Raw genomic sequence first — 11,918 nt, 5'->3', positions numbered from 1 at the left:
TCATCTTTTTTCACAGTTTTACTAGCTTTTTCATTTTCGCGCTTTTTTCATATATTTGCAAAAGTGAGATGCACCCACCCAGACTTCTGGAACTCCAATAATTTTATAGGCATCGATCTTAGTTTTAGAAGTAACATCCGTCTCAATTGCTAAATCGGGCGGCGGATCGTCCGGTAAAAGTCTGCGGCGATTAATCATCCGCTGATAATTGAGAATATAAAAGCAAGCATCAGGTTCAACTCCTGCTGCACCTTCCCGCTTGAAAGTAGTAGAACCAAATGGTTCATATCTTCTGCCCGCTGACTTGAGTAAAATTTTTACAATATCGGAAATTAAATTTTTCGGAATTTCCCGATCTAGTAAGGGAACCATCATTTCTAAGGTACTGTTGCTGTAGGCAATTCTGGTTCTTCGTTTTTCCCCTAATTCCTCCAAAATCGACTCAAATTCCAGCCAACTTATATTGGGAATAGTTACGACACTACCGGGAGTAAGCTCGATCTGGCTAACAGGTTTGAGCACGGGCGTGATAACAATCATAAGCTGAATTGCGAGCTAGTTGTTAAGTTGGTGCCAAGGGCAGGCAGGATGCCTACCCGACAAGAGTTTTTGGATATATCTGTTGAGTTTATCACGGGCAACGAGAAGAGATTCGCGATCGCACTTTTGACTCAATTCTAGAAAGATCGATCGCACATTTATGACTTCATTGCAGCCGGATTAATTTGACTAACAGACTCATGATTTCTCCCTGTTCCGGTGTAATAATGATGCGATTGTCGGGAATGGCGATCGGATGAGTCCAACGAACAGCTTCCTCGTACCGCAAGGCGTGCAGTTGGTGGATAGTTCGCCGTACCCCCAGCGGCGAACCGATGATGACGTGACGGACTGCTTCGCGATCGCCCTCAAAGGTTTGGTTGGTTAAAATTTGGGGCGATGTTTGGTTCGATGATGAATCTTGCAACATAGCTTTGACTAATAATTTTGGATAGGTTTGATGCTTTGTAACAGTAAAACCGCGTACAATGACAGATTGAAGAAAAGACAGCAATTCCCCTACAGCACAAGTGGCTTAGCTGGTGCTGTCTCGTCTTTATGTGTTTTATTAGCGTAAACCAATTTACGGTTAACCGTCAAGTGATTTGCGTAAATTAATTTACGGTAAGGATCGAGCTGCTTGTGGAAATGCCGGAAAAATCAGAGCGTTCGCCCCTAATGCGGCTCAGACTTAAGCGCTCGCTAACCCAAAAGCAGCTAGCAGACGCACTTGGCGTTACGGAAACAACTGTAAGGAACTGGGAATCGGGGCGATCTGTACCGAAGCTAACGCCAGTTCAGTTCAAGAAATTGTTAAAGATTTTGCAAATTACTGTCGATGAGTTGCCAGATCAATTTGGTTATCCCAGCGATGCTGATGGATAGAAAATGGAATCTTATAATTGAGGCGTTTTATTTAAACGAACTCATACAATGTTTTGAAAAAAAAAGGAATATGAGACTTAACATCGCTACTTTGCTGTGAAGAAAATCTTCCAATTTCTAACGAGAGTTGCTCTCTAAATACCCAATCTTCCCGGCTAAAGTCAGCGGATGGCTTAATTTGATGCCAATAATCCTTAGCTTTTTTAATTGTCAGCAAAACTGCGATCGACTGATTTTTATGCGTTTCATCTACAGCATTTTGAAACCGCTCTTTCCACGAAGCCTGAAATGCTGTAATTTCGGTACAATCTAATCCCGAACAGTAACTAATGCGATCGAAGGCTCTCTGTAGGTTGTTCTGTAAATCCAAGTCGCTACAAATTGCATCAGCCATATCCCGATAAATATTTGCGAGTACCGCAGGATTTCCCTGATAAATCGGCTCGTTACAACAATTGTCAAATATTGGTTGAAGTTCAGGTGTCAGAAAATATGCTTCTTTATGAATCAAACCTGTAATCCAGATCCGGTGCTTTGCTGCGTTTTGCTCTTTCACCTGCGATTTTTCGTAAAGATTGCGAAAAATTGCTTCTGTATCTGTAAAAATATAATTGTCGATCGTTTGCAGTTGCAAGTCTAAATCTATCATTGCAAAAAGTCGATCGGGATCTAAATATGAATTAGTGGTATCCTTTTCGTGTAATCTTGGAAGAGTAGAGTAGGTGTCTAATACATCTTTGCGATCGCCACAGTTGAAAAATTCCGGTAACTTCTGTCTCCACCATGTCGGAACGCAAGCCTTATAAAAGTTAGCATCAGGCATTTGCTCCATTGCTTTATAAGCTTGAGGTGACTCTCTACCCTGCGTCTTCCGAATATCACCTTCGCACAATACCACAATTTTGTTTTTAATTCTGCGAGATTGAAGAATTGCCTCACAATGTTTTTTTAGCTGTTGTGGACTAAGACTCATTTGTAATATTAGATTCTTGTTTGATAAGTTTTGGCTCAATTTCTTTAACGTGAGCTGGTGTCAGAGCTTCACACAATGCGTAGGAGTGAGTTGCGAGAATATATTGATTGCTGGGAGCCCACTCTTTGAGGTCTGATATAATTTGATATTGCCAATCTGGATGAAAAGCAATTTCAACTTCATCCATCAAAACAATAGCATCTTTTATGTTCCGGGACTTGAGCCATATATAAATGCTGAGTCTTTTGAGTTCGCCGTGACTTAAATCTTCGGGATAGAGTTCTATAGTTTCACTATTATTATATAATTTAAAGTTGACACCAGAAAAATCTTCATTTAAATTTATTCTTTTATTTCCCAACAGCAGATTTAATTCCTTAATTAGAGTTTGATAGTTGTTTCCATAGGTACCTGTTTTAATCGCTTCTCTGAAGTCGAAATCGCGAGCCGTTCTAAATAATTCAATCAGTAGCTCTACAGCAAGGAAATCATAGGTAAATAAGCATTTTAATTTAGATTTTGCAGATTCCAGTATCCCATAGTAATTCCTATCTTCTTCACTTGAGGTTCCAAATAAGAGTTTTCTAGAAACTTGCGAAAAAAATAGAAATATTTGCGTGGACGGGGCAGCCAAAAATATTTTATGTGACAACTCATTAAAAAAACCTTCTGTTTCTTTGCTATCTATATTATTGAAATGACATAATAAAGCTTCATCTCGCTTATCATTAGAATTTCGGTCACTTGAATAGTTACATATATATGTCATATCTTCTGATTCTAAATATTTAATAATTTCATCACTAATTACCTCAAGCTTTTTATGTTCTTTTCGAGATTTTACTATCTGTTCTTCATTTCTTTGCGGATTTAATGAAATTTGTTTGAATAGGTAAGCCGTGACATTTTGGAATTTTTTTAATGTCGAAAAACACAGATATTCTTCATCTATAGTTTCCTTTTTACTATCAAAGTCTAATATTTTTTTTAGATAATAATCTTTATAAGAAATGAATTGAAGTTTGACAACTTTTTCTCCATCCCAAATGTCAATTAAGGCTAAGACTCGTTTCTCTTCCCCATCATAAATTTTAAATCCCTGAAGCAGATTTGCTAAAAACCGTTTTTTATCATCCTCAACTGAACAGTGTAACAATACAAAAATTAACTGCAACAGCGTACTTTTGCCGCCGCCATTTTGACTACCCAGCGGAAAAATTTTAGGAACAAAATCCTTTTCAAAAGTGATGTCAATATCTTTTAAACCGCGAAAATCAGGAACTTGAACTCGTAACAAGTGCATAAAAAACTCCTGGTGTTGGTTTGCATTTTTTATTGAAACCCTGAGCCACAATCATTTTAAATTATAACTCACATCTTTAACTATTTTCATGAACAGGCTTTCCGGCCTGTTCCACAACACATTAAATTAATGCTTTTTCGCTGATTCCGGCAGTCCGCCAGCGGTTTAAACCCCTGTCTCAAAGCGAAAGTCCTCTGAAGAGGACTGAAGAACTCATTAGTCCTCTTCAGAGGACTTTAGCTATTAGCCAGGGAATTCATTCCCTGGCGGGCTGGCGGCTTTTCGGTTTAAGCAGGAGATAAGATTAAACCTTAAACTTCTCCACAATCCGTCTCATCGCTTCTTCCACATTCTCCCGACTATTAAACGCCGAAATGCGGAAATAACCCTCACCCGCCGCACCAAAACCAGAACCAGGAGTTCCCACCACATTGCAAGTTTCCAGCAACTTCTGAAAGAAATCCCAACTCGACAAACCGTGAGGCGTTTTCACCCACACATAAGGTGCATTTTCGCCACCAAAAACCTCGATTCCGGCCGCCGTCAATTTCTCGCGAATAATCGCAGCATTTTCCATGTAAAAATTGACTAATGCCTGAATTTGTGCCTTGCCAGCCTCTGAATAAACCGCCTCAGCACCGCGCTGCACGATGTAAGAAACTCCGTTAAACTTAGTAGATTGGCGGCGGTTCCACAACTTCCAAATTTCGACATCAGAACCATCTGCTGCTTTTCCAGTCAAAGTCTTCGGCACAACTGTCAGCGCGCAGCGAGTACCCGTAAAACCAGCATTTTTGGAAAAAGAACGAAATTCGATCGCACAATCACGCGCCCCTTCAATTTCGTAGATAGAATGCGGTAAACTCGGATCGGTAATATACGCTTCGTAAGCCGCATCGAAGAAAATAATCGAACCGTTAGCTTTAGCATAATTTACCCAAGCTTGCAAGTGTTCCTTCGTTGCAGTTGCCCCCGTCGGGTTATTCGGGAAACACAAGTAAATTAAATCGACTTTTTTGTCAGTGGGAATTTGGGCAGTAAAATTGTTTTCTGCTGTAATTGGCAGGTAAACTAAGCCGCCGTATTCGCCATTTTCGTTAGCATCTCCCGTGTGTCCAGCCATCACGTTAGTGTCTACATACACCGGATAAACTGGATCTGTAACTGCGATCGTATTATTGTTGCCAAAGATATCGAGAATATTGCCACAATCGCACTTAGAACCATCAGAAATAAAGATTTCCGAAGCATCAACATCGCATCCCCGCGACTTAAAATCGTGCTCGGCAATTTTCTCCCGCAGCCACTCATAACCTTGTTCCGGGCCGTATCCTTTAAAGGTATCCCGCGAACCCATATCTTCCACCGCCTTCACCATCGCCTCCCGACAAGCTTCCGGTAGTGGTTCAGTCACGTCGCCAATCCCCAGCCGGATGATGGGCGCTTCGGGATTCGCCTCCGCATAGGCTTTCACCCTGCGCCCAATTTCGGGAAACAGGTAGCCGGCTTTGAGTTTGAGGTAGTTGTCGTTGATAGTTGCCATAGTTCGATCGCTACAAATGTCGTAGAATAGCTTACTCCCAATTGTCTCTCTCAAGCAGCAGCAAGTTCGGCAACCAGCAGTGTACGGGATTTAACGGATGTAACGGATGGATGTTCGGGGAAGAGAAAAATTTTCCCCACTCGGACACTCGAACACCCTGCCAATCCGCCATTACAGTCAATCTGCGTAGTTGCTCACCAGCCATTGACCAAAAAATCAAATCTGCTTGTATAATCAGAATAGTGTGCAGCGCAGAAGCAATTATGGATGAGATCGAGTACGCCAAACTCTATCAAGAACTGGCGGCAATTCTGAATGAGTTTAATTTAGGTTGGGTAGTTCAACAAGTAGCAGATACTGTCGAGATAGGCAAAGTAATTGAAGAGCGATCGCTCAAAAGAAAAACACCCCTGCTCAAGATAGAAGATTATACCGCAAAAGAACAACTTTTGCTGTTAATTAATGCTGTCGAACAAGCGACGGTCAACACTTCCGAAATGGAAGACGAAATTGCTTATTTCTTGAAAGTAGAATCAGAAACCTCTCCCCTCGGCACAAAAATTACCTTTGCCAATTCAGGTGCCGAAACTGCCAAAACAATCGAGTTTACCTCCAGCGTCACAGCCCCCCGCCACAAACAGGCGATCGCCCTCAAGCACTTGCTCGAAAAACTGCCCTCCGGGCCCAGCAACTACGCCATAAATTCCGAAATTAAAAGCAAATTAAAAAGCTCGATCGATCCCGATTTTAACACAGCAGCAGAACAATCCAGAATTTTTGACACTTACCTATTCACTATTCTGCTAAAAGCAGTTGCTAATGAAGGCGGTACTATTTATTACAACAATGTTTTAGACGACGAAACACCGAAATATTTAACATTTAGAAAAACGGCGGGAAAAATTCACGGAACTGCACATCCATACACTCATGCTGTTGTGGAATTTCCTGACAAACCAGCCCTGGAAGTTCACCTAGGAGTAAAAGTCCAAGGTAGAGCCGGAGTTCTCCACAACTGCAACGTTTTAATTTTGTACCAAAAAGAAGCGACTATCTGTCGCTTGCTCAACCGCGAACCCCGGCACTCGCAGGTAATTTTAGCAGTAAAATCGGAACACAGCACCTCAGAACTTAAACTAGAAATGGCTGGTGCTTTTATCGGCTTAGCGTCAGATATTCGCTACGAAGGCGGCAGCTATTTCATTTCTAACAGTTACTCCCAACCCGTAGCAAAACTGCTAACTACCGCTCGCAAAAAATGGGAACTAAACATTTTTCCTAGAGCCACAAACGATGTCCACCGGCTGATGTACTCGTTTCAAACTATCTTTAAAGACTTTAAGGCCAGAAACTGATTCAGTTAATACGATTTCACAAAAGTCTTGCTACATTTTTTCTGTGGGGTTGCGTTCCACCGGGTTATATCAAATCCGGTAGGATCGTTCAGGTAAAGTCTCCTTCAATCTGCCAGCAAATATAAAGACAATTTTCTGTTTTTCGGCTCACAGTCAACAGTCAACAGTCAGCAGTCAACCATCATTTGTTTTTCGGCTCACAGTCAACAGTCAACAGTCAACAGTCAACTTTCCTAGATTGGCCCGGTTATATGTATCTGCTAATGTATCTGTTACATGAGCCAAGAAAATAATCTATCATGTTGCGAGCACCCGAACCTTACGAATAATGTTTAAGAAAGATAAATCTTCCCTGCTGTTTACGATCGGAGCCGCCACACTTCTGATCGGTTTAGGCTTTGTCACCTACTACCTCGTCATCTCCCGTGGGCCCGCCAAAGATTTGCCGGCGGGGGCAACCGTTGTCCCGCAAGATACGATGATGGCCCTATCCATCAGCACCGATCAATCGCAGTGGAATAGACTGCGAGAGTTTGGCACGCCCGAGTCAAAAGCTTCGTTTGAGAGGTTTTTAAGCGAAATGCGCGATCGCATTCTCACAACCAACGGCTACGCCTACGAGCAAGACATTCAACCCTGGGTGGGTAACACAGCAATGGTGGCTTTTCTCCGCAACAAAATAGCTATACCAGCCCCCCCGCCCCCACCCAATACGCCCGCATCTCCGCCAATTCAACAGTCAGTGGCAATTATCCTGCCAATTGCCAACCCGCTCAAAGCCAAAGAATTATTAGCAAAACCCAGACCCCTCAGCCAAGGAAAAATAGTTGAGCGTAATTATAAAGGCGTGCAAGTCACAGAAACTCAAGGGGTACCCGATCGCAATTTCTCAGTCGCGGTACTCGGCACCAGCTATCTAGCAGTCACCACAGATCCTAGCGCTACAGACAGAATAATCGACACCTACAAAGGCGAACCTTCCCTAGCAAAAACCCCTGGCTATTCAGGCGCCATAGACAAAATAAAAAGTCCGGGCGCCTTCGGTCAAATCTACGTCAATATGCCCGTTGCCGCCGCCTATGCCGCCGCCAACTCCGCCCGTGAAATTTCGCCAGAAAACCTCGAAAAACTGCAACAAAATCAGGGATTTGCCACCACAGCGACGCTGGAGCCAGAAGGAATTGGATTCAAATCAGTCTCTTGGCTAAAACCAGATTCTACCAGAAGGATAGCAGTAGAAAACAATGCTCTAAAAATGGTTAACCGCCTGCCAAACAATACAATAATGATGGTATCCGGTGGCAACTTGCAGCGTTTGTGGCAAGACTACGTATTGGGAGCCGAGGCAAACCCGATTTCCCCGATTAATCCCCAAGTTTTACGCACAGGTTTAAAATCCACTACCGGCCTGGATTTAGATAAAGACTTGATGAACTGGATGGCGGGAGAATTTTCTCTATCATTAATACCAGCGCCCGCCCAGAATCCCAGAGACAAATTTGCGGCCGGATTTGTATTTATGGTGGAAACAAACAACCGGGGCGCAGCCAACAAATCCCTGAAACAGCTTGATGAAACGATGAAAATGAAAGGGTTTAGAGTGGAGGAAATTCAAGTCGGCGGCAAACCGGCGATTAAATGGACATCGCCGTTTGGAGGGATTACGGTAACTCGCGGTTGGATGAACGATGTAGCGTTTATGACAGTAGGAGCTCCCATAGTTGATGCGATCGTTCCTGCACCGAAAAGTCCGCTTTTAAGCAGCGAACTGTTCCAGAAAACTGTACGATCGCAACTTAAACCCCACAACGGCAATTTCTTCATCGACATCGAGAGTGCGTTTAACCCGAAAAACCTAGCTTTGCCGGAGTTTCCTCCCAACCAAAAAATGTGGATAGATGCCACGCGGTCGATCGGCGTTACAGCGGCCGTCATTGGCGATCGTACCACCCGTTACGACGCTTTTGTCGGTCTCAAAAAATCCACCCAATCCACTCCTTCTGCAAATCCTTCACGCAGTCTTGCTTCACCCAGTCCTGCTTCACCGCGCCCTGCTTCACCCAGTCCCTCGCCCACTGTCCAAACTTCACCCAATTAACTCTTAAATCCTTCCACAAATCCGCCTGCACACCCCCTTAAATACCAACAGGGCGATCGATTAAAATCGAAAAGCAGCCGCTCGAAATCGGCAATAGTGGACTTGACTATAAGAGGGAAATAGAGCCGGATTTAAGTAGCTTTACTTCACAAAAGCTCAGACAAAAAAAACCAAAAACCCGGTTTTTATTTAAATAAACCGGGTTCCTGAACCCCCTAAAAATTTAATTTACTGAAGAATAATTTAGAATTCAGGAGCCAGAATCCAGAAGGTATTCTGTGCGAAACGATGGAGAATCGAGGTTTAAAAGCCCCGAATTTAATCGTGGGTCACAAAAAAATATTTCCGTGACCGTTAACCCTCACTTCAGGCCTGAGGTATTCTGAATTCGGAATTCTGTCTTCTGACTCCTTCTCATTTCTTCTTTTCATAATTTTAATTTTTGGCAAGTGTATAGTATTTTTTGTTTTGTATAAAATATTTTGGGATGTTTCCGGGTCAGTCTTGGACGCAGAAACCTAGTTTTTGAAGCCCGATACTTCCTTCATACTCTCAATAATAGTTAAAAAACCCGGTTTCTTGGGGTGGAAGTGCCTCTAGGAAGGTCGTTTTTGTTTTTTTTAATAATATGTCATGCGGAAGATACAGCTCCTAGGCCTTGCGAGTTATATTTAGATTGTGGAAAAGCTACGCTGAAAAAATTGCAAAAGCAGAGGCAAATTCTACCCATTGACTCCTGAATGCACTGGCAGTCAGAAACCCGGTTGCTTCCTAAATATAGCGTCTTCAACCGTTCCGAACAACCTATGCAGATCTTGGCATTCCTACTCAGCACCTGTACAACATCGGAACGTGCAGTCAAGCGTCTTAACTGACTACGTTCATCGATGACACGGTGATCTAAACGTCAGCATTATGCACTGTCGAAGGCGATTAAGGAACGAGTGGACAGGTTTATAGCTAAGCGTATCGCTTTCCTAACAAGGGAACGTGAACATTGACGACGCAAACCTTACTTAGCAATAAGACTACCAGAATACCTCACAAATACCCCCTGTAAAAATGAGGGGTAGATTTCCCATCTTCTACGCAAATTGACCCGACACAGCACAGGTGCAGATATTTAGTGACACAGCCGTCAACCAACTTTTTTATACAAAGTCGGTTTCTGTACCTAATTTATGTGATTTATATTTATTTTACCCATTAAAAACCCATGAAAACCGCCAAAAATTTTCAAAAAAAGTCTAAATTTCTCTCAAAAGCAAGAATAAGCAAACTGACACTTGCTCTGCAAATAGTCTTAATAAATATTTACTTTCTGCAAGCAAAAGCCGAAGGTCAAACAATTGTTCCAGCGGCGGACGCAACAGGCACTACCGTTACTCCCGCAGCCCAAAACGGAACTCCTGGGCAGCCCAGTCGCTTCGATATTCAAGGCGGAAAATTATCGAGCGATGGACAAAATCTTTTCCACAGCTTTAAAGAATTCGGCTTGTCGGAAAATCAGATTGCCAACTTTATATCAAACCCCAACATTCGCAACATTTTAGCGGGCATAGGCGGCGGCAACCCCTCGATTATTAACGGCTTAATTCAAGTAACCGGCGGCAATTCTAACTTGTTTCTGATGAATCCATCCGGCATCATATTTGGCAACAGTGCTAGTTTAAACGTGCCGGCCTCTTTCACAGCAACCACCGCCACGGGTATTGGATTTGGTTCAAACTCGTTTAACGCCAACGGTAGTAGCACTTACACATCTCTGACAGGCGCGCCAAGTTCCTTTGCTTTTGGAGCCGATCGAGCAGGGGCAATTATCAGCACGGCAGACTTAGCAGTCAAGTCAGGGCAGAACTTAACCTTGCTCGGCGGCACCGTTGTCAGCACAGGCAGCCTTTCTGCCCCAGGCGGTCAACTTACCGTAGCATCAGTCTCCGGGACAAATTTAGTGCGCGTCAGCCAAGGAGACAATTTGCTGAGTTTGGAAATCGAGCCGCCCTCAGCGACGAGCAGCACTGGAACAACGGTAACAGCTTCGGCATTGCCGATCGCATCCTTGCCCGAACTGCTCACAGGCATCGGTGAAACAAACGCTACAGGCATCAGCGTCAATGCCAGCGGTGAAGTGGTACTCACGGCGTCTAACCGAGTAGTAGCTGCGGGGGACGTTGCACTAAAAGATGCAAACGCTCGGGCGATCGAAATTCAAGCCGCTAACAGCATTGCAGTCAGCGGAAACCTGACAAGTTCCCAAGGCGGTGCGATCGCCCTAGAAGCTAGTGGCGACATTCGCACTGTCGATCTCGACTCCCACTCCGACACCACTGCAGGCGGCAACATCACCGTCACCAGCCGTACAGGAAAAGTAGAAACAGGCAATATCAACGCAAGCTCGATCGACAACAACAGAAACGCCGGAGACGTTAGTATTGCAGCACCCTCAAGCAGCATTCAAACAGGGTTCATAGACGCCAACTCCGAAGAAAAACAAGGTGGCGAAGTCACCCTCAACGCCCGCAACGACATCGAAGTAACCCATATCAACACCGAAGGCCGAACAGGCGGAGGAGATATTGACATTACAGCCGGCGGTAATTTCCGAGCTACAGGCACTTTCACCAACGATAACCACTGCTTGTCGCAAGCTTGCAGCATTTCCGCATCCACTACTGGTAGCGCTAATGGTGGAGATATCACCTTTCGCCACGGTGGCAAAGCCTCGAACACTTCTTTCGGCGTCGGGCCAGACTATAACAGACTCAACGGTACTGCTGGCAGCATTGCCACTGGGGGTCCAAAGAAAGAAAATGTGATTACACAGGGAAGTTATTTCAGCCCCGACCCTCAGATAGTACAGCCGACGCAAATTAGCATTACGGCTTCTTCAGTATCGCCAGCACCGACACCAGCACCAACACCAGCACCAACACCAGCACCGACGCCAGCACCAGCACCAGCACCAGCACCAGCACCCGCACCAGCACCGACACCAGCACCAGCACCCGCACCGACACCAGCACCAGCACCAGCACCAGCACCAGCACCCGCACCAGCACCAGCACCCGCACCAGCACCAGCGCCGACACCAGCACCAGCACCAGCACCAGCACCAGCACCCGCACCTATATTTGCACCTGTACCCCCGCCGACACCAGCACCAGCACCAGCACCAGCACCAGCACCAGCACCAGCACCAGCACCAGCACCAGCACCAGCAC

The 11,918-nt window shown here is 44.5% G+C and carries 9 protein-coding genes; 4 read left to right on the top strand and 5 right to left on the bottom strand.

The features are described from left to right. Positions 1–30: 30 nt before the first annotated feature. Both QUA47_RS28530 and QUA47_RS28525 read right to left on the bottom strand, forming a co-directional pair. Entirely contained in the window at positions 31–540 is a 510-nt protein-coding gene (locus QUA47_RS28530; RefSeq protein ID WP_333433257.1) for a Uma2 family endonuclease, read from the bottom strand. 166 nt (positions 541–706) lie between these two features. Further along, positions 707–1,054: a hypothetical protein gene (locus QUA47_RS28525; protein ID WP_333433256.1), complete on the bottom strand. Its 348-nt coding sequence runs from the start codon at positions 1,052–1,054 to the stop codon at positions 707–709. A gap of 134 nt (positions 1,055–1,188) precedes the next feature. Between QUA47_RS28525 and QUA47_RS28520 the strand changes: the two genes are divergently transcribed. After that, positions 1,189–1,425 (top strand): helix-turn-helix transcriptional regulator, encoded by a 237-nt coding sequence (locus tag QUA47_RS28520; protein WP_333433255.1) that lies wholly within the window; start codon positions 1,189–1,191, stop codon positions 1,423–1,425. 31 nt (positions 1,426–1,456) lie between these two features. Here the strand turns inward: QUA47_RS28520 and QUA47_RS28515 are convergent, their stop codons facing one another. From QUA47_RS28515 to QUA47_RS28505, 3 genes are all read right to left on the bottom strand, one after another. Next, the gene (locus tag QUA47_RS28515; protein ID WP_333433254.1) at positions 1,457–2,398 is read right to left on the bottom strand and encodes a hypothetical protein; all 942 of its coding nucleotides are present in this window, start codon (positions 2,396–2,398) and stop codon (positions 1,457–1,459) included. After that, on the bottom strand, positions 2,388–3,701 hold the full coding sequence (locus tag QUA47_RS28510; RefSeq protein WP_333433253.1) for an AAA family ATPase: 1,314 nt from the start codon (positions 3,699–3,701) through the stop codon (positions 2,388–2,390). Before QUA47_RS28510 ends, QUA47_RS28515 begins: the two co-directional genes overlap by 11 nt. Positions 3,702–4,005: 304 nt before the next feature. Further along, positions 4,006–5,244, bottom strand: coding sequence for an LL-diaminopimelate aminotransferase (locus tag QUA47_RS28505; protein ID WP_333085838.1), 1,239 nt, complete (start codon positions 5,242–5,244; stop codon positions 4,006–4,008). A 263-nt stretch (positions 5,245–5,507) separates the two neighbouring features. Here QUA47_RS28505 and QUA47_RS28500 point away from each other — a divergent pair, with 263 nt between their 5' ends. The 3 genes from QUA47_RS28500 to QUA47_RS28490 form a co-directional block, all read left to right on the top strand. Continuing rightward, positions 5,508–6,599, top strand: coding sequence for a hypothetical protein (locus QUA47_RS28500; protein WP_333433252.1), 1,092 nt, complete (start codon positions 5,508–5,510; stop codon positions 6,597–6,599). 328 nt (positions 6,600–6,927) lie between these two features. Then, positions 6,928–8,697 carry a DUF3352 domain-containing protein gene (locus QUA47_RS28495; RefSeq protein WP_333433251.1) on the top strand — a complete coding sequence of 590 codons (1,770 nt, stop codon included), beginning with the start codon at positions 6,928–6,930 and terminating at the stop codon, positions 8,695–8,697. Between the two features lie 1,216 nt (positions 8,698–9,913). Beyond that, positions 9,914–11,918, top strand: a 2,005-nt coding sequence (locus QUA47_RS28490) for a two-partner secretion domain-containing protein (RefSeq protein WP_333433250.1), incomplete at its 3' end; no start/stop codon positions are given.

This window comes from Microcoleus sp. MON2_D5 (genome assembly GCF_036701905.1).
Lineage (GTDB): Bacteria > Cyanobacteriota > Cyanobacteriia > Cyanobacteriales > Microcoleaceae > Microcoleus.
Note: the sequence above shows the minus strand (reverse complement) of the source record. Positions and strands in the feature narration are given on the sequence as shown.

Coding starts and splice junctions, on each gene's coding strand:
- QUA47_RS28530 (WP_333433257.1), bottom strand. CDS start 540: ATGATTGTTATCACGCCCGTGCTCAAACCTGTTAGCCAGATCGAGCTT.
- QUA47_RS28520 (WP_333433255.1), top strand. CDS start 1,189: ATGCCGGAAAAATCAGAGCGTTCGCCCCTAATGCGGCTCAGACTTAAG.
- QUA47_RS28515 (WP_333433254.1), bottom strand. CDS start 2,398: ATGAGTCTTAGTCCACAACAGCTAAAAAAACATTGTGAGGCAATTCTT.
- QUA47_RS28510 (WP_333433253.1), bottom strand. CDS start 3,701: ATGCACTTGTTACGAGTTCAAGTTCCTGATTTTCGCGGTTTAAAAGAT.
- QUA47_RS28505 (WP_333085838.1), bottom strand. CDS start 5,244: ATGGCAACTATCAACGACAACTACCTCAAACTCAAAGCCGGCTACCTG.
- QUA47_RS28500 (WP_333433252.1), top strand. CDS start 5,508: ATGGATGAGATCGAGTACGCCAAACTCTATCAAGAACTGGCGGCAATT.
- QUA47_RS28495 (WP_333433251.1), top strand. CDS start 6,928: ATGTTTAAGAAAGATAAATCTTCCCTGCTGTTTACGATCGGAGCCGCC.